The sequence below is a fragment of the Arenibacterium sp. CAU 1754 genome, from assembly GCF_054482635.1.
In genome coordinates this window covers 1,232,796-1,250,162 of the sequence record NZ_JBTLRG010000001.1, presented here as the reverse complement: position 1 = coordinate 1,250,162, position 17,367 = coordinate 1,232,796, and the positions used below count along the sequence as shown (strand labels likewise).

16 protein-coding genes are annotated in these 17,367 nt (G+C 62.3%); 12 read left to right on the top strand and 4 right to left on the bottom strand.

Going from position 1 to position 17,367, the window contains the following annotated elements; genetic code table 11:
* Positions 1-172 precede the first annotated feature (172 nt).
* From ACXYMO_RS06085 to ACXYMO_RS06050, 8 genes are all read left to right on the top strand, one after another.
* Positions 173-1,108, top strand: a complete 936-nt coding sequence (locus ACXYMO_RS06085) for a hypothetical protein (protein ID WP_458877760.1) — start codon at positions 173-175, stop codon at positions 1,106-1,108.
* Complete coding sequence (gene scpA, locus ACXYMO_RS06080; RefSeq protein ID WP_458877759.1) at positions 1,071-3,200, top strand: methylmalonyl-CoA mutase; 2,130 nt, start codon at positions 1,071-1,073, stop codon at positions 3,198-3,200. Before ACXYMO_RS06085 ends, scpA begins: the two co-directional genes overlap by 38 nt.
* Before the next feature lie 29 nt (positions 3,201-3,229).
* Positions 3,230-3,685: an MAPEG family protein gene (locus tag ACXYMO_RS06075; RefSeq protein ID WP_458877758.1), complete on the top strand. Its 456-nt coding sequence runs from the start codon at positions 3,230-3,232 to the stop codon at positions 3,683-3,685.
* Between the two features lie 74 nt (positions 3,686-3,759).
* On the top strand, positions 3,760-4,371 hold the full coding sequence (locus ACXYMO_RS06070; RefSeq protein ID WP_458877757.1) for a VOC family protein: 612 nt from the start codon (positions 3,760-3,762) through the stop codon (positions 4,369-4,371).
* Entirely contained in the window at positions 4,368-4,886 is a 519-nt protein-coding gene (locus ACXYMO_RS06065; RefSeq protein ID WP_458877756.1) for a GNAT family N-acetyltransferase, read from the top strand. The genes ACXYMO_RS06070 and ACXYMO_RS06065 overlap by 4 nt, the downstream gene beginning before the upstream one ends.
* A 9-nt stretch (positions 4,887-4,895) precedes the next feature.
* Complete coding sequence (locus ACXYMO_RS06060; protein ID WP_458877755.1) at positions 4,896-5,576, top strand: TerB family tellurite resistance protein; 681 nt, start codon at positions 4,896-4,898, stop codon at positions 5,574-5,576.
* Entirely contained in the window at positions 5,576-6,589 is a 1,014-nt protein-coding gene (locus tag ACXYMO_RS06055; RefSeq protein WP_458877754.1) for an endonuclease/exonuclease/phosphatase family protein, read from the top strand. Before ACXYMO_RS06060 ends, ACXYMO_RS06055 begins: the two co-directional genes overlap by 1 nt.
* Before the next feature lie 38 nt (positions 6,590-6,627).
* A complete protein-coding gene (locus ACXYMO_RS06050; protein WP_458877753.1) occupies positions 6,628-7,014 on the top strand; it encodes a hypothetical protein in 387 nt (128 codons plus the stop codon).
* Here ACXYMO_RS06050 and ACXYMO_RS06045 read toward each other — a convergent pair whose 3' ends face one another.
* From ACXYMO_RS06045 to ACXYMO_RS06030, 4 genes are all read right to left on the bottom strand, one after another.
* Positions 7,015-8,574, bottom strand: a complete 1,560-nt coding sequence (locus ACXYMO_RS06045; protein WP_458877752.1) for a Ppx/GppA family phosphatase — start codon at positions 8,572-8,574, stop codon at positions 7,015-7,017.
* 76 nt (positions 8,575-8,650) lie between these two features.
* A complete protein-coding gene (locus ACXYMO_RS06040; RefSeq protein ID WP_458877751.1) occupies positions 8,651-10,825 on the bottom strand; it encodes an RNA degradosome polyphosphate kinase in 2,175 nt (724 codons plus the stop codon).
* 44 nt (positions 10,826-10,869) lie between these two features.
* Positions 10,870-11,550, bottom strand: coding sequence for a P-loop NTPase family protein (locus tag ACXYMO_RS06035; RefSeq protein ID WP_458877750.1), 681 nt, complete (start codon positions 11,548-11,550; stop codon positions 10,870-10,872).
* Position 11,551: 1 nt separating this feature from the next.
* On the bottom strand, positions 11,552-12,619 hold the full coding sequence (locus ACXYMO_RS06030; protein ID WP_458877749.1) for an AI-2E family transporter: 1,068 nt from the start codon (positions 12,617-12,619) through the stop codon (positions 11,552-11,554).
* A gap of 220 nt (positions 12,620-12,839) precedes the next feature.
* Between ACXYMO_RS06030 and proS the strand changes: the two genes are divergently transcribed.
* The 4 genes from proS to ACXYMO_RS06010 all read left to right on the top strand — a co-directional run bounded on the left by proS (position 12,840) and on the right by ACXYMO_RS06010 (position 17,282).
* Positions 12,840-14,195, top strand: a complete 1,356-nt coding sequence (gene proS / locus ACXYMO_RS06025) for a proline--tRNA ligase (protein WP_458877748.1) — start codon at positions 12,840-12,842, stop codon at positions 14,193-14,195.
* A 110-nt stretch (positions 14,196-14,305) separates the two neighbouring features.
* Positions 14,306-15,613, top strand: coding sequence for a lipoprotein-releasing ABC transporter permease subunit (locus ACXYMO_RS06020; protein WP_458877747.1), 1,308 nt, complete (start codon positions 14,306-14,308; stop codon positions 15,611-15,613).
* Positions 15,606-16,286 carry an ABC transporter ATP-binding protein gene (locus ACXYMO_RS06015; RefSeq protein ID WP_458877746.1) on the top strand — a complete coding sequence of 227 codons (681 nt, stop codon included), beginning with the start codon at positions 15,606-15,608 and terminating at the stop codon, positions 16,284-16,286. Before ACXYMO_RS06020 ends, ACXYMO_RS06015 begins: the two co-directional genes overlap by 8 nt.
* A gap of 12 nt (positions 16,287-16,298) precedes the next feature.
* Positions 16,299-17,282, top strand: coding sequence for an Ldh family oxidoreductase (locus ACXYMO_RS06010; protein ID WP_458877745.1), 984 nt, complete (start codon positions 16,299-16,301; stop codon positions 17,280-17,282).
* Positions 17,283-17,367: the final 85 nt, after the last annotated feature.

The window sequence follows — 17,367 nt, the reverse complement described above, 5'->3', positions numbered from 1 at the left end:
GCCTCCTGTCAGGTCGAATATAATCCTGCGCGCCGGGAATGCGACCGCTGAAACCCGCGCCGACCGGAAAAAGTTTAACGTTAATCGCTTTGTCAGGGTTGGGGGGGATCATCGTGCCCACGCCCGACGCGCCGCCACATTGCGCGGACCGGGCCGAAGGAGCCACAAAGCGATGAAAGTCATATTGCACATTGGCGCGCACCGCTGCGCGACCACGACCTTTCAACACTACATGCGCCAGAACAGCGTCGAACTGGGCCAGCAGGGCGTCGGGTTCTGGGGACCGCACCGCACGCGCGGCGGGTTGCTGCGGGGCCTGATCCCGCCGGTTCTGAACGCGGGCCGCCGTGACCCGCGCCGCCGTGCCATCGGTCGGGTGCGACTGAACCTCGCGCGCTGCGCCGACCGCGGGGTCCAGACCCTGGTGATCAGCGACGAAAACATGATGGGCTCGATGCGCGACAACCTGATCTCGGGCATGCTCTACCCGTCGGTGGGCGAACGTATGGCGCGCTATCACGAGGCGTTGGAGGGGCAGCTCAGCGATGTGATCGTAAATGTGCGCAGTCCTGACCGGTACTGGGCCTCGGTCCTCGGCTTCTGGCTGTCGCGTCGGGGGCAGGTGCCCTGCGCAGGACAGATCAGCCGGCTGGGCAACGGAACCCGCACGTGGCGCGATGTCCTGACGGATGTGGGCTGCGCCGTGCCCGGCGCGCGGGTGTCGGTGCTGCCGTTCGAAACCTTTGGCGGACGCCCGGATGCGCAGCTGCAGGCCGTGACCGGCCCCCCCGTGCCGCGCGTCCATGCGCGCGCCTGGCTGAACCAAACGCCGCGCCTGCCCGACCTGCGCACCCTGGCAGATCCGGCCATGCGCGCGCGCCTTCCCATGGGCGGTGACCGCTGGCAACCCTTTGACCTGGCACAAAAGGCAACCCTGCGCGAAAACTATGCAGATGACATTATGTGGCTGGCTGCCGGTGCCGACGGGCTGGCCCATCTGATGAAAGACCCCGATAAAATACGGACAGGCCCGAACCCGTCCGCGACAGACCTGACAAGAGGAAGACCCAATGACGACGAAAAAAGCCGAATGGCAAGAACGCGCTGAGGCCGAACTGCGCGGTCGCCCGCTGGACGACCTGACGTGGAAAACCCTGGAAGGGATCGACGTGCAGCCGGTCTATTCTCAGGACGACATGGCCAAGGTCGATCATCTGGGCACCATGCCCGGTGAGGCCCCGTTCACCCGTGGCGTGAAATCCACCATGTACGCCGGGCGCCCCTGGACCATCCGCCAGTATGCCGGGTTCTCCACGGCCGAGGAATCCAACGCCTTTTACCGCAAGAACCTCGCCGCCGGTCAGCAGGGAGTCTCGGTCGCTTTCGATCTGGCCACACATCGGGGATACGACAGCGACCACCCCCGCGTGATGGGCGATGTGGGCAAGGCGGGCGTCGCCATCGACAGCATCGAGGACATGAAAATCCTGTTCGACGGCATTCCGCTCGACAAGGTTTCGGTGTCGATGACCATGAACGGCGCGGTGATCCCGATCCTCGCCAATTTTATCGTCGCGGGCGAGGAACAGGGTCACGATAAATCGGTTCTCGCCGGGACCATTCAAAACGACATTCTGAAGGAATTCATGGTCCGCAACACCTATATCTATCCGCCCGAACCCTCGATGCGGATCATTGCGGACATCATCGAATACACCAGCAACGAGATGCCGAAATTCAACTCGATTTCGATCTCGGGCTATCACATGCAAGAGGCCGGGGCGAACCTGGTGCAGGAACTGGCCTATACCCTGGCCGACGGGCGCGAATACGTGCGCGCGGCGATGGACGCCGGCATGGACGTGGACAAGTTTGCAGGTCGGCTGTCATTTTTCTTCTGCATCGGCATGAATTTTTTCATGGAGGCGGCGAAACTGCGCGCCGCGCGTCTGCTCTGGCATCGCATCATGACCGAATTCGGGGCCAAGAACGAACGCTCGAAAATGCTGCGCACACATTGCCAGACCTCGGGCGTGTCGTTGCAGGAACAGGACCCTTACAACAACGTCATCCGCACCGCGTATGAGGCGATGTCGGCGGTGCTGGGCGGGACCCAGTCGCTCCATACCAACGCGCTGGACGAGGCGATTGCCCTGCCAACCGAATTCTCGGCCCGCATTGCGCGCAACACCCAGCTGATCCTTCAGGAAGAAACCGGTGTGACCAACGTGGTCGATCCGTTGGCCGGCTCCTACTATGTCGAGGCGCTGACCAAGGAACTCGCCGACAAGGCGTGGCAGCTGATCGAAGAAGTCGAGGAAATGGGCGGTATGACCAAGGCCGTGGCCAGCGGCATGCCCAAGTTGCGGATCGAAGAATCCGCCGCCCGCCGTCAGGCAATGATCGACCGCGGCGACGAGGTGATCGTCGGCGTGAACAAATACCGCAAGGACAAGGAAGACCCGATCGACATTCTGGATGTCGACAACGTGGCGGTCCGCGAAAGCCAGATCGCCCGGCTCGAAAAAATCCGCGCAACACGTGACGAAGATGCCTGCCAGAAGGCGCTGAATGAAATGACACGCCGCGCGCGTGAGGGGGGCAATCTGCTGGAGGCAGCTGTCGAGGCGGCACGCGCCCGCGCCACCGTTGGAGAAATCAGCATGGCAATGGAAAAGGAATTCGGCCGCCACCGCGCCGAGGTCAAGACACTCGCCGGGGTCTATGGCGCCGCATACGAGGGCGACGAAGGCTTTGCCGCCATTCAAAAATCCATCGAAACCTTTGCCGAGGAAGAGGGCCGTCGCCCGCGTCTGCTGGTGGTCAAGATGGGTCAGGACGGTCACGACCGCGGCGCCAAGGTGATCGCCACCGCCTTTGCCGACATCGGGTTCGACGTGGATGTCGGCCCGCTGTTCCAGACCCCGGAAGAGGCCGCGCAGGACGCGATTGACAACGACGTGCACGTGGTCGGCATCTCGTCCCAGGCCGCGGGTCACAAAACGCTGGCCCCGCAACTGGTTCAGGCGCTCAAGGACAGGGGTGCAGAGGATATCATCGTCATATGCGGCGGGGTCATTCCCCAGCAGGATTACGATTTCCTTTACAAGAACGGGGTCAAGGCGATCTTTGGGCCCGGCACCAACATTCCCGAAGCGGCGCAGGACATCCTGCAACTGATCCGTGAGGCGCGCGGCTGATGGGCAAGAGGGCCAAAATCCTGATTGGAATGGCCCTCGGACTGCTGTGGGCCCTGGGCGTTGTCTGGGGCACGCAAACCCTTGATCTTCCGTTCATACCGGCGCCCATCGCGGTGCCGGGCGCGATGCTGGGGCCGGGCCTTGCGCTTTTGCTGATGATCGGACGGCTGGCGCAACGCCGGTTTTTCGATGACACGATCACCGACGGGCAGGATTTCCTGCCTCACACCCCCGCCTGGCTGGACCAGCGGGTGCTCTCCAACACGGTGGAACAAAGCGTTCTGGCGCTGCTTATCTGGCCTTTCGTGACGGTGACACTGGGCGGGGCGGTGGTTCTGGTGATGGGGGCCGCGTTTTTCATTGCGCGGCTTGCCTTTTGGCTGGGCTATCACCTGTCGCCGCCGTTGCGGGCCTTTGGGTTTGCCGCGACCTTTTACACAACGGTCCTCGCTGCGCTTTGGTCCGGTGTCGTCTGGGCGTACTGAGGCGGGTAACGATCCGTCTTTTCATCTCCGATTTCCCGTTTTAGGCTGATTTCGTTGGTCGGGGGATGACGCACATGCAACTGGATCATATCGCGGTGGCCGCGACCACCCTGGCAGAGGCCGCGGCCAAGGTCGAAGAGGCGCTGGGCCTGCCGATGCAGCCGGGCGGGCAGCATGACATGTTCGGCACCCATAATACGCTGATGGGCCTGGCCGACGGTCTCTATCTCGAAGCGATTTCAATTGACCCGCAGGCGGTTCCGCCAACCCGTCCGCGGTGGTTCGATCTGGACCGGTTCACCGGGCCTGCACGTCTGAGCAACTGGATTTGCGCCACCGACGATACTGCGGCGGCCCTTGCCGATCTGCCCGAAGGGGCGGGGCACCCGGTTTCGATCACACGGGGCAACCTGCGCTGGAAAATGGCGGTCCCCGACAACGGGATATTGCCCTATGACAATATGTTCCCAGCGGTGATTGAATGGCAGGGCGCGGTGCATCCCAGCGCCGCCCTGACCAATCCGGGGTGCCGCCTGCTTCGCCTGACGGTGCGCCACCCAAAGGCCGATGCGCTTGAGCGTGATCTGAGTCCGCAGTTCAGCGACGCCAGAGTGGTGTTCGAAACGGGCGATGCCGGTCTTTGTGCGGAATTTGAAACCGCGCACGGCCGGCGCATTTTGGAATGAGACTTCGCGCCGCCCTGCACGCGGACGCGCCGGAAATTTCCAGCATCATCAATGCAATCGTGCGCGACACGCTGATCACCTTTACCACCCGCGAGAAAACCATCGAAGACGTGACTGCGGACATCGACACGCTGGGAGCGGCATTTCAGGTGGCCCAGATCGCGGGTGAGGTCGTCGGCTTTGCCTGCTATGGCCCCTTCCGCGCCGGGCCGGGCTATGCCGCGACCTGCGAGCACAGCATTCACCTGGCCCAGGGCGCGCGCGGTCACGGGGTCGGGCGGGCGCTGATGGAGCGGCTGGAACAGGTCGCGCGCGCGGATGGGAAACACGTGATGGTGGCCGGGATCAGTGCGGCCAATCCGGGTGCCGTTGCCTTTCATCGCAAGCTGGGTTTCACCAAGTCCGGCCATCTGTCAGAGGTTGGCTGCAAGCAGGGCCAATGGCTTGACCTGATCTTGATGCAAAAACTTCTGCGCGCAGATAACGCACCTGACACGGATCGTCGGTCACGTTAGTTTGGCCGCATGTCGATCTGGACCAGAATAACCGATGCGCTGTCTGCGCTGACCAAGGGCGAAACCCTGACGCAGGTCTTTGACCGGTTGCGCACCCCGCCCGAGCGCAGCATCGCCTTTACCATCGCGGTGATCGCACTGGGCGCCAAAATGGCCAAGGCCGACGGTCAGGTCACCCGGGATGAGGTCACCGCCTTTCGCGAAGTGTTCCAGATCGCCCGCGAGGACGAGGCCGGGGCGGCCCGCGTGTTCAACATGGCCCGCACGGATGTGGCCGGGTATCAGGACTATGCCCGCGCGGTCCGGACCATGTTCGCGGATGATCCCAAAACCCTGTGTGATCTGATGGAAGGGTTGTTTCACATCGCCATGGCCGATGGGCATTATCACCCCGGCGAGGAACAGTATCTGCAGGATGTGGCCGAGATTTTCGGCCTCGATCCGGCGGACTTCAAGGCATTGCGCGCCCGTTTCGTACCCAACGCGAAACCCGATCCCTACACCGTTCTGGGGGTGACACCGGACATGTCCAGGGACGAAATTCGCGCGGTCTGGCGGCAACTGGTGCGTGAAACCCATCCCGACCGCATGATGGCCCGCGGCGTGCCCGAAGAGGCGATCAAACTGGCCGAGAAACGCATGCGCGACATCAACCGCGCCTGGGATGAAATCAGCGGAGCGTCGGGCTGATGCGGCTGGCGACCTATAACGTCGAGTGGTTTGCCAACCTCTTTGACAAGGATAACCAGCTGATCGTCGATGACGGCTGGTCCGGGCGCCAGGACGTCACCCGCGCCCAGCAGATCGAGGCGCTGGGCATCGTGTTCACCGCCCTGGACGCAGACGCGGTGATGGTGATCGAGGCGCCAAATTCGGGCCACCGCCAAAACACGGTTGCCGCGCTGGAAACATTTGCCGCCGCCTTTGATCTGCGCACGCGCGCGGCGGTCTGTGGTTTTGTCAACGAAACGCATCAGGAAATCGCCCTGATGTATGACCCTGACAAGCTGACGGCCCGGCATGATCCCATCGGCGAAGAGGTGGGCCGAAAGGGCAGCCGCGACGCCCCCCGCTTTGACGGGACGTTCCGCATCGATCTGGATATCGACGCGACCGAAGATCTGGTGCGCTTTTCCAAGCCGCCGCTTGAGCTGGCCGTGACCACGGCAAGCGGAACCGAATTGCGTCTGATCGGGGCACATCTGAAATCCAAGGCCCCCCACGGCGCCAAGGGGCACGATCAGATCATGCGCGCCTCGATCGCCAACCGGCGCAAGCAACTGGCGCAGGCGATCTGGCTGCGCGCCCGCATCACCACCCACATCGAGGACGGCATGCCGGTGATCCTGCTGGGCGATCTGAATGACGGCCCCGGTCTGGACGACTACGAAGACCTTTTCGGGCGCTCCTCGGTCGAAATCCTGCTGGGGGATGACCTCTATGATCCGCACGCGCGTCTTGCCTTGCAGCGTCGTCTTGGGGCGATGCCGACCACCGCGCGTTTTCTTCTGGAGGACGAAAATCGTTATCTTCAGGCGCTGTTGGATTACGCGATGGTGTCGCCCGACCTAATGGAGCGTAACCCGCACTGGCGCATCTGGCACCCGTTCGATGACACCCGCTGTTGGGAGGTGCCGGAACTGCGCTATGCCCTGCTGACGGCCTCGGACCACTTCCCGCTGTCGATTGATATCGATCTGTGACCCTTAACGCGGGCCGTCAGGCACCCTATATTAGGGTCATGAAACACATTGCCCCCCTTGCTGTCTGTCTTGCGCTGCTTGCGCCCGCCGCCCATGCCGAGGACGAGGAGGCCGACCCGAATGGCCGGTCCCTCATGGAACAGGGGATGGAGCTGTTTTTCGAAGGTCTGCGGGAAGAAATGTCGCCGGCACTGAAAGACCTGCAATCCTGGTCGGAACAGTTTGGTCCGCAAATGCGCAGCTTTTTCGAGGAAATGGGTCCGGCGTTTGGCGAAATCCTGAACGAGGTCAAGGATTGGTCGCGGTATGAGGCGCCCGAAATCCTGCCCAATGGCGACATCATCATCCGCCGTAAACCCGAAGAAAAACCGCGTCCTGAAACCGATCCTGAGCCTGACGCACCGGCCGGACCGACGGACATCTGATTACTTTGCCGGAATGACCTGAACCTCGGCCCCCAGCGTGCTGCCGAGCGACATCAGCCGTGCCTCGGCCACCTCGCCATAGAGCGGCCGGGCCGCGTCGGGCAAATAAAAGGTCAGCACCTTCTTTTTGGGCTGCCATTTCAACGTGCCCATCGGTGCATCCTTTTGCATCCAGAGCATCGCGCCAAACCGCATCGTCTTGCCCAGAACCTCGGCCTCGGTCTGGCGTTTTTCGTCCAGTAGGTCGTACAGATCGTCGAACCGCGTGCCTTCGCGTTTGTTCGAATAGCGATGCAGCAACGCCAGCCCAAGGTAGACCCGTTCCGAATGTTTCAGACCGCCCAGGTTGGCGCGCGTGGCATTGTCAAAACAGACCTCGGCCCGGTAATCGGGGTGCGCCCGCCAACTGACATCATGGAGCAGGCACGCAGCCTTGATCAGCCGTTTCGTGGATTCGGGCGCAGATTTGAACAGCGGCATGACAAAGTTGAACAGTGTCTTGCCAAACCCGGGCAGACGGGCGTCCTTGGCCTCGGCAAAGCGGCACGCCTCGACAAGCGGATCACGGTCGCGCAGACGCTGGGGCATCTGTTCGTAAAGCAGCCCCTCGCGGATACCATAGCTGGAAACGGCGATGTCCTTTGGTTTGAACGTGCTGACCAACCGGGTCAACACATCCGCGGCGATTGGAACCAACGCCATGCGGGCCGAAGATATTCTGCATTCGCTGCGCAATTCCTCGGGGTCGCGTGTGTTGAGATAGTTCACCGTGTCGCGCACCGCGCTGGCGGTCATTCGGTATTCATGCAGCACCCGCAGCGGATAGCCGCGCCGCGCCATGTCGATCCGCGCAATGGCCCGCCAACTGCCCCCGACCAGAAACAGGCGGTTGTGCTGGGGGCCCATCGTGTCGCTGAGCCGGGTAATCACTTCCTTGACATGGGCCTTGCGGCCCTTGCGCCCGCCCTTGACCGCGCCCAGTTTCAGCGGACCAAGTTCCGAGGTGACACGCTTGCCTACGCGCCCATCGGCGATCTCGGCCAGTTCCATGGACGACCCGCCAATGTCACACACCAGCCCATAGGCCCCTGGCCAGCCCAGAAGCACCCCCTGCGCGGACAGCCGCGCCTCTTCCTCGCCATCGATGACCCAGATGCGCAATCCGGTTTCGCGCAGCACCTCTTCGCGGAACTCCGGCCCGTCGGTTGCATCGCGCACCGCCGCCGTGGCCACGGCTGTCAGGGGTGGTAGGTTCAGACCCTGGGCAAGATGCTGAAACCGCCGGATTGCGCTCAGCGCCCGGACCCGCCCCTGCGGGTTCAGGTGCCCGGTGTCGGACATTCCGGCCCCCAGCGCACACATGATTTTTTCGTTATAGAAATAGGCCGGTGACCGGGCCGCCCCGTCAAACACGACAAGTCGGACCGAGTTCGATCCGATGTCGATCACCCCGACCCGCGACAGGGCCCGCGCGCTGGCGTCTTCAAAAAGTGGTCGGCCGAACGGGCCCCATTCCGACGTTTCGGATTCGGCGTGCAAAGTCATGTCATCCCCGGTCATTCAGCCGCAACTTGCGGCATGCCGGCAAGAGCGTCAATTGTCTGTGGGTCTCGTGTTTCCAATTCACCGGATGGGCTCAGTCTTCGGTGTGGGTCAGTTTAGGGACATCCGATGCCCCGGCCGATCCACGCCCGGACAGCGACGGATTTTCCATGAAAAACCGGTGGCAATTGAACGCGAATTCGCCCTCGCGAATCTGAGCGCGGGTGAAACTGCCGTCCGGTGACATGACCCAGCTTTGTGCCACGTCGGCCAGGTTGGCGGCCATGATCTGACTGACGATCTGGGCCTTGACGGTGGCATTCTGGATCTCGACCAAGGTTTCCACCCGGCGGTTCAGGTTGCGGCCCATCCAGTCCGCTGAGGAAATGTACACCCGTGCCTTTTTGCTGGGCAGCCCGGACCCGTTGCCGAAACAGACGATCCGCGAATGTTCCAGAAACCTGCCGATAATGGATTTGACGCGGATATTCTCGCTCAGGCCCTTGATGCCTGGCCGTAGCCCGCAAATGCCGCGGATGACCAGCGAGATTTTAACGCCGCCCTGGCTGGCCCGGTACAGTGCATCGATCACTTCGCTGTCGATCAGTGAATTCATCTTGGCCCAGATCTCGGCCGGTTTTCCCGCCTTGGCGTGTTCGATCTCGGCCTCGATCATCTCAAGAAGACGGGGTTTCAGGGTCAGAGGCGAAATCGCGAGGTTTTCCAGCGAATCCGGCTGCGCATAGCCCGACAGGTAGTTGAACACCTTGGTCGCATCCCGCCCGAGGGACGAGTCGCAGGTAAAGAACGATAGATCGGTGTAAAATCGCGCGGTGATCGGATGATAATTGCCGGTGCCGTAGTGGGTATAGGTCACCAGATTGTCGCCTTCGCGGCGCACCACGGTGCTGATCTTGGCGTGGGTCTTGAGGTCGATGAACCCGTAAACCACATGCGCGCCTGCCCGCTCAAGCCGGCGCGACTGGCGGATATTGGCGGCCTCGTCAAACCGCGCCTTCAATTCGACAAGCGCGGTGACGGATTTGCCGTCTTCAGCGGCCTCGCACAGGGCCTCGACGATGGGGGAATATTTCGAGGTTCGGTAAAGCGTCTGCTTGATCGCAACCACATCGGGGTCGCGTGCGGCCTGTTGCAGGAACCGCACCACCATGTCGAAGGTTTCATATGGGTGATGCAACAGCATGTCTTTTTGCCGGATCGCGGCGAACATGTCGCCGTCGAAATCGGTTACCCGTTCAGGCACCCGGGGCGTGAAACTGGGCCACAGCAGATCGGGGCGATCCTCTAGCACCAGTTCGCTCAGATCGGCAACGCCAATCATGCCGTCGACCTCGATCACCTCGCTGCCATCGACACCAAGCTCGGCCATGATGGTCGATTTCAACTTGGCCGGGGCGCCGGCGGAATGGGTCATGCGTACCACTTCGCCGCGGCGGCGGCGTTTCAGCGCCACCTCGAATTCGCGCACCAGGTCCTCCGCCTCTTCCTCGACTTCCAGGTCGCTGTCGCGCAGAACCCGGAATTCGAAATGCGACTTCAACTTGTAGCCCGGAAACAGAACCTCGATTTCCAGCAGCAACAGTTCCTCAAGCGGCAGGAACCGGTTTTCGCCCGGCTTTGAGGGCAGGGCGATGAACCGGTCGATCTGGCCCGGGATCGGCAACAGCGCCTGCAGGCTGCGCTTGTCCTTGCTGCGTTCCAGTTGCAGCGCCAGTGAATATCCTGTGTTGGGAATGAACGGGAACGGGTGCGCCGGGTCGATCGCCAGCGGCGACAGAACCGGGAATACCTTGTTCAGGAACACATCGGCCAGAAAACTTTCGTCGCTCTCGCTCAGCGAGGATCGGGTCAGAACATCGATCCCGGCCTCTTTCATTTCCTTGCGCAGTTCGGTCAGCACCCTCTGCTGGGATTGCATCAGCTTGCGCGCGTCCTCACTGATCAGAACAAGCTGTTCGGCCGGCGTCAGCCCATCGGCGGCGGGGGTGGTGTTACCCGCATGGGCCAGTTCGCGCAGGCCCGCGACGCGGACGGTAAAGAATTCGTCCAGATTGTTGGCCGAAATCGACACGAACCGCAGCCGTTCAAGCAAGGGGACACGCGGGTTCTCGGCCTCTTCCAGGACACGCCAGTTAAAGCCCAGCCAACTGAGTTCTCGGTTGTAGAAACGACCCGGGCCGGTGATGTCCAGATCGGGCATTTCGGTTGCGGGCGGAATCGGGGATTCTAGGAAATCTGCGTTTGTCATGATGGGTTCATGTTGCCACGATGTCACCGGAAGGTAACAGCACTTTATTCACCCGTCTCTTCATCGACCAGCAAATGCCGTGCCAGTGCGCGCGACAGCGTCTTGCGCTGGCTCAGCGAAACCTTGTCCATCCGCGCCACGATGTCCGAGGCCGCTTGAAACGACCGTTCCATATGGCGCACGAGATACGGGATCACATCCGTCTTTGGCATGATCTGGCGGTCTGCAAACAGCTTGGCCAGAACCGCGGCCAACAACGTGTCATCCGGTGCCTCAAGCGCGACATGACACGCGGCCTGCACCCGGCTTTGTATGTCGGGCAGGGCCAGGTTCCAATGCGCGGGGGCCGCGCGCCCGGTCAGCAACAGCGGGCTGCGCCGGGCCAACGACAGGTTGTAGAGGTGAAACAGCGCCTCAAGCGCTGCGGCATCTGTGGCGATGTCTGGGACGTCCTCGACTGAGACGGGGCCAGCGGCCAGCGCGGCAATATCCTGATCGGGCAGGTCCCGCGCCCGAAGGATGGGCGCGCCGGTCCGGTCCGCCCAGACATGGGTGAGATGGGTCTTCCCCGACCCGCCCGGCCCGGTCAGCACAAGACATGGGGTGGGCCAGGTGTCGGAGGCGTCGATCATCGCCACGGCCATGGCATTGGAGGGCGCGACGAAAAAGTCGCTTCGGCCCAGAACCACTTTGGCGGGCAAATCGAAACTCAGCTGTTCGGCCATTTCAGGTGTCGTCCCTTCCCGAGACGCCCGTGTACAATCGGCTGTCCATGTACTGATCGACGGCAAAACGAATGATCACACCCAGCGCCGCCGCCACGGGAACGGCGACCAGCATGCCGACAAATCCGAACAACGCGCCGAACACGGTCAGCGCCAGCAGCAACCACACCGGATGCAGGCCAACCGACCCGCCCACCAGGTTCGGGGTCAGGACGTTGCCCTCGATCACCTGCCCGATGACAAAGATCAGCCCGACCAGCCCGATGGATGTCCAGTCGCCCCAGAACTGGAACAGCGCCAGCCCGATCGCCAGCGCCCCGCCGATCAAGGCACCGAGGTAAGGGATGAAGGTGATCAACCCGGCGATGAACCCGACCAGCAGGCCAAACTGCAAGCCGACAATCATCAGCGCCACGGCGTAATACGTGCCCAGGATCAGGCTGACAGTGCCCATGCCCCGGATAAACGCGGCCAGCGTCTGATCGATTTCAGCGGCAAGGCGGCGGATGACCGGCGCATGATCGCGCGGCAACAGTGTGTCGATCTTTGCGATCATCCGGTCCCAGTCCAGCAGCATGTAAACCGACACCACCGGCACCACGATGATCAGGATCACGACGTTAACCAGCGACTGGGCCGAGCCCAAAAGAGTGTTGATCAGGGCCGGTCCCCGGCTTTGGATCAGTTCGCCAATCTGCACCAGCGTTTTGCGCATGGTCGATCCGTTGTCTAGGACCGATGGGAATTTCGCGGTCAGAAAGGCCTGCAGATCGTTGAAAGCCTTGGGCAGCGTTTCGATCAGGCCGGCGGTTTGCGAAATCAGCGTGGGCACCACCAAAAGCACCATCAGCACAAAGATCAGCACCGCAAGCACCGTGATCAGCGCGGTGGCGCCAACACGGCTCAGCCCGGCCTCTTCCAGCTTGTCGGCCACCGGGTCGATGAAATAGGCAATAGCGCCGCCCAGAATGAACGGCAAAAGCACATCGCCCAGAAACCACAGGACAACGACAAAGACTGCGGCGGCAAAGCCCCAGTACCTAAGCTGATCCTTGACCGGAAGCGCCATGCCACCCCTTCAACTGACTACCCTCACCACATTGCCCATGCGGGGCGGGGTTTCAAGGGCGCAGGGGCAGGTTCGGGGAAATTCTCATGGGGTCAGGCAGCCCGCGCGCGTTGGCCGCCAAAAGCATCACCCAGGATGGATGCGTCAATGCATGATTGCCTGACCGGTTCCTTTGGCATAGATCATCCGGAAATAACCGGTATTCACAAAGGTCCAAAAGATGCGCCTGTCCCGCTACTTCCTGCCTGTTCTCAAAGAAAACCCTGCCGAGGCACAGATCGTCAGCCACCGCCTGATGCTGCGCGCGGGCATGATCAAACAGGCCAGTGCAGGGATCTATTCGTGGCTGCCGCTGGGTTTCAAAGTGCTGCGCAAGATCGAAAACATCGTGCACGAGGAGCAGATCCGCGCCGGGCATATCCCGATGCTGATGCCGACCCTGCAATCGGCGGACCTGTGGCGCGAAAGCGGTCGTTACGACGGCTATGGCGAAGAAATGCTGCGCATGAAAGACCGCCATGGCCGCGATATGCTGTTCTCGCCTACTGCCGAGGAAATGTTCACCGATGTGTTCCGCAGCCATGTAACCTCGTACAAGGAATTGCCCCTGACGCTGTATCAGATCCAGTGGAAGTTCCGGGATGAAATCCGCCCGCGTTTCGGCGTGATGCGCGGCCGCGAATTCCTGATGAAGGATGGTTACAATTTCGACCTGAACAAGGAAGACGCGCTGCACGCCTATAACCGCCATTTGGTTAGCTATCTGCGCACCTATGAACGGATGGGCCTGCAGGCCATCCCGATGCGTGCCGACAGCGGACCCATCGGCGGCGACTATACGCACGAATTCCTCGTGCTGGCCGACACTGGCGAATCCGAAGTGTTCTATGACGCCGAAATCACCGATCTGACCTTTGGCGACCGCGACATCGATTTCGACGACAAGGTGCAATGCCAGGCGGTTCTCGAAGAATTCACCTCGCGCTATGCCCGCACCGACGAAACCCATGACGAAGCGCTGTTCAACGAACTGCCGGAAGACCGTCGCCGCGTGGCGCGCGGAATCGAGGTGGGGCAGATCTTCTATTTCGGCACGCAATATTCCGAAGCGCTGAATGCTGTGGTGCAGGACAGCGAAGGCGCCAAGGTTCCGGTCCATATGGGCAGCCATGGTATCGGCGTGTCGCGCCTGCTGGGCGCGATAATCGAGGCGAGCCATGACGACAACGGCATCATCTGGCCCGAAGGCGTGACCCCGTTCCACTGCGGTATCGTGAACCTGAAACAGGGCGACGACGAAGCCGACGCCGCGTGCGAGGCGCTTTATGCCGCGCTGACGGCACTGGGGCTTGAGCCGCTTTATGACGACCGCAAAGAACGGGCCGGAGGCAAGTTTGCCACCATGGACCTGATCGGTCTGCCGTGGCGCATCACGGTTGGTCCGCGCGGGCTCAAGAACGGGGTGGTCGAACTGACCAGTCGTCGCACCGGCGAAAGCGAGGAGCTGAGCCCGGAAGACGCGGTGAAGAAGGTCGCTGAAATCTATGCGCCGCACCGTGGTGGCGCTGGCCTCTGACCCCGCACTGACGGTTTCCCGCCGACGCCGCGCGCGTCGGCGGCGATCCCACCTTGACCCGGTGATGCCAAACCCGCAGGTTTGCCCAAAACGCCCGAGCAGGAGCACAAATGACGCAGCCAGACACCCGATCCGCGTCAACACCCAAACCCTTTGCCCCGTTTGAATGGATAATCGCATGGCGCTACCTGCGGGCCCGTCGGGCCGAAGGCGGGGTCAGCGTCATGACCTGGATCAGCCTGATCGGCATCACCCTGGCCGTGTTCGCCCTGATTGCCACGCTGGCCGTGCGCTCGGGATTTCGGTCGGAATTCGTGGGCACGATCCTGGGCGCAAACGCCCATGTGACGGTCTATAACGCGGGTGAGGTTGATCCGCTGGGCAACATCAACCGCACCATATCCGATTATGACGCCATGGCCGACCGCGTGGCCCAGGTCCCCGGTGTCACCCGCGTCGCGCCGCTGGTGCGGGGCCAGGTGTTGATTTCACAGCGAAACAACAGCTCGGGTGCCGAAGTGTTCGGCATTGCGCCCGAAGATTTGGCGAGCCTTCCGGGCATTGCGCAGGCCGAACAATCGGCAGGCGACCTCAGCCGGTTTTCCGAAGGCATCGCCATCGGCTCGGGTGTGGCGCGCCAGATCGGGGCCACGGTGGGCGACAGGGTCAAGCTGATTTCACCCAACGGGGTCCAGACACCCATGGGGGTCAGCCCGCGGGTCAACGCCTATGAGGTGGTCTATGTCTTTACCGCCGGGCGTTATGATATCGACCGCACCCGCGTTTACATGCCATTTGCCGAAGCGCAGTCCTATTTCAACCGTGAAGGCGTGGCGGACGAACTCGAAGTCATGGTCGCCAAACCGGAAACCGTCGACCAGATGGGCCTGTCGGTCCTGCGCGCGGCCGGTGACAATGCGGTCATCTGGACCTGGCGCGATGCCTCCGGCGGGTTCCTGAGGGCGCTTGAGGTTGAGGACAACGTGATGTTCATCATCCTGTCGATCCTTGTGCTGATCGCTTCGATGAACATCGTTTCGGGGCTGATCATGCTGGTCAAGAACAAGGGGCGCGATATCGGCATCCTGCGCACAATCGGTCTGAGCGAGGGGTCGATCCTGCGGGTGTTTTTCATCTGCGGCGCGTTCACCGGGCTGATCGGCACGGCGCTGGGCGTGATATTTGGGTGCCTGTTCGCGCTTTATATAGACCCGATTTTTTCCTTCGTGAACTACGCCATGGGTGGCGGCGTCTGGGATCCGTCGATCCGGGGTATCTACGCGCTGCCCGCCGAATTGCACCTGTCTGACGTGCTGTCGGCAGTGGCCCTGTCGCTAGGGCTGTCGTTCTTTGTCACCCTGTTTCCCGCAAGACGCGCGGCACGGATGAACCCAGTTGAGGCCCTGCGATATGAGTGATCCCGTTCTTCTGCTGCAGGATATCGCCAAGACATATAACCCCGGCACCCCGGGCGAGGTGCGCGTGCTGCGCGATATCGACCTGGCCGTGCAGCCGGGCGAGGTGGTCGCCCTTGTCGCGCCCTCGGGCGCCGGGAAATCGACCTTGCTGCATATCGCCGGTCTGCTGGATACGCCCGACGCGGGCCGTGTTGAAATCGCGGGGCAGGACATGACACGTGAACCTGACGCCGCGCGTACCGCCGTGCGGCGCCGCGAGGTCGGCTTCATCTATCAGTTTCATCACCTGCTGCCTGAATTTTCCGCCCTGGAAAACGTGATCCTGCCGCAACTGGCCAATGGGATCGCCGCCGGCCAGGCCAAAACGCGGGCGATGGAGCTTTTGACGCGCGTCGGGGTCGAGGCGCGGGCAAGCCACCGCCCGGCCGCCCTGTCGGGCGGAGAACAGCAGCGGGTCGCCTTTTGCCGGGCGCTGGCCAACGCGCCGCGCCTGCTGCTCGCGGATGAACCCACCGGCAACCTTGATCCGGGCACGTCGGATCAGGTGTTCGGCGCGCTGATGGAACTGGTCAAAGGCACCGGCCTGTCGGCGGTGATCGCGACCCATAACCTTGAACTGGCGCAACGTATGGATCGTGTCATACGATTGACGGACGGAACACTGACCACCTGAAGGGGGCACGCATTGGCCGAGGTGACGCTGAAAGACATCGAACAGCGGACGCATGCCGCCCTGACGGGCCATGGCGCTGCGGACTGGATCGCAACCGAAGTGACCCGCGCCGTGGTCGAGGCCGAGGCGACATGTAACAAGATTTGCGGATTGTATTACCTCGAAAGCTATTGCCAGCAACTTTTGACCGGACGGGTCAACGGTCAGGTGGACCCGGTTGTTACGACCCCAAAACCGGGGGGTGTCGCGGTCGATGGAAAGATGGGGTTTGCCCAGGCCGCCTTTGCCCGGGCGCTGCCCGCGGCGATCAAGGCCGCACAGACCAACGGCACCGCGTCGCTGGCCGTGGGGCATACGCACACCTGCACATCGCTGGGGTTTTTCACTGGCCAGATCGCGCGCGCCGGGTTGATCGGGCTGGGCATGACCAATGCCTCGCCCATCGTGGCCCCGCCGGGCGGCAAACGCCGCGTGATCGGCACCAACCCGATGGCGTTTTCGGCGCCGGACGGGCAGGGCGGCGTGGCGATGCAGTTCGATCAGTCGACCACCACCGTGGCGCTGGGCAAGATCACCATGGCCAAGGCCGCAGGCGAACCCATTCCCGAGGGATGGGCGCTGGACAGCGAGGGCAGACCCACGACCGACCCGGACGCGGCACTGGCCGGGTCGCTGGTGTCGATGGGCGGATACAAAGGCTGGGGCTTCGGTCTGATGGCCGAATTGCTGGCGGCCGGCATGACCGGCAGCGTCACCTCGCAAAACGTCAAACCGCTCAAGGCGCCCGACGGGCCGCCCCATGATCTGGGCCAGTATTACCTGTTGATCGATCCGGCCACATCGGGCGCGTTTTTCGACCGTCTGGCCGAGGTCGAAACCGCGGTCGCCCAGGATGGCGGGGGGCGGATGCCCGGGCAGGGGCGGGTGTTGGCCGACCCCGTCGAGGTCCCGGATGCGCTGTGGGCGCTGGTCGGGCAACTGGCCGCGCGGGGATAGGGGGCTGCCAAAACCCGCTGAACGATTGATCTGGATCATTGCGGTCTTGCCTCACCCGCCCCAGCCTGAAACAGTGAGGGCAACA

Bases quoted from the DNA above. Each gene is read 5' to 3' on its own strand.
- ACXYMO_RS06085 (WP_458877760.1), top strand. From the start codon at position 173: ATGAAAGTCATATTGCACATTGGCGCGCACCGCTGCGCGACCACGACC.
- scpA (WP_458877759.1), top strand. From the start codon at position 1,071: ATGACGACGAAAAAAGCCGAATGGCAAGAACGCGCTGAGGCCGAACTG.
- ACXYMO_RS06075 (WP_458877758.1), top strand. From the start codon at position 3,230: ATGGCCCTCGGACTGCTGTGGGCCCTGGGCGTTGTCTGGGGCACGCAA.
- ACXYMO_RS06070 (WP_458877757.1), top strand. From the start codon at position 3,760: ATGCAACTGGATCATATCGCGGTGGCCGCGACCACCCTGGCAGAGGCC.
- ACXYMO_RS06065 (WP_458877756.1), top strand. From the start codon at position 4,368: ATGAGACTTCGCGCCGCCCTGCACGCGGACGCGCCGGAAATTTCCAGC.
- ACXYMO_RS06060 (WP_458877755.1), top strand. From the start codon at position 4,896: ATGTCGATCTGGACCAGAATAACCGATGCGCTGTCTGCGCTGACCAAG.
- ACXYMO_RS06055 (WP_458877754.1), top strand. From the start codon at position 5,576: ATGCGGCTGGCGACCTATAACGTCGAGTGGTTTGCCAACCTCTTTGAC.
- ACXYMO_RS06050 (WP_458877753.1), top strand. From the start codon at position 6,628: ATGAAACACATTGCCCCCCTTGCTGTCTGTCTTGCGCTGCTTGCGCCC.
- ACXYMO_RS06045 (WP_458877752.1), bottom strand. From the start codon at position 8,574: ATGACCGGGGATGACATGACTTTGCACGCCGAATCCGAAACGTCGGAA.
- ACXYMO_RS06040 (WP_458877751.1), bottom strand. From the start codon at position 10,825: ATGACAAACGCAGATTTCCTAGAATCCCCGATTCCGCCCGCAACCGAA.
- ACXYMO_RS06035 (WP_458877750.1), bottom strand. From the start codon at position 11,550: ATGGCCGAACAGCTGAGTTTCGATTTGCCCGCCAAAGTGGTTCTGGGC.
- ACXYMO_RS06030 (WP_458877749.1), bottom strand. From the start codon at position 12,619: ATGGCGCTTCCGGTCAAGGATCAGCTTAGGTACTGGGGCTTTGCCGCC.
- proS (WP_458877748.1), top strand. From the start codon at position 12,840: ATGCGCCTGTCCCGCTACTTCCTGCCTGTTCTCAAAGAAAACCCTGCC.
- ACXYMO_RS06020 (WP_458877747.1), top strand. From the start codon at position 14,306: ATGACGCAGCCAGACACCCGATCCGCGTCAACACCCAAACCCTTTGCC.
- ACXYMO_RS06015 (WP_458877746.1), top strand. From the start codon at position 15,606: ATGAGTGATCCCGTTCTTCTGCTGCAGGATATCGCCAAGACATATAAC.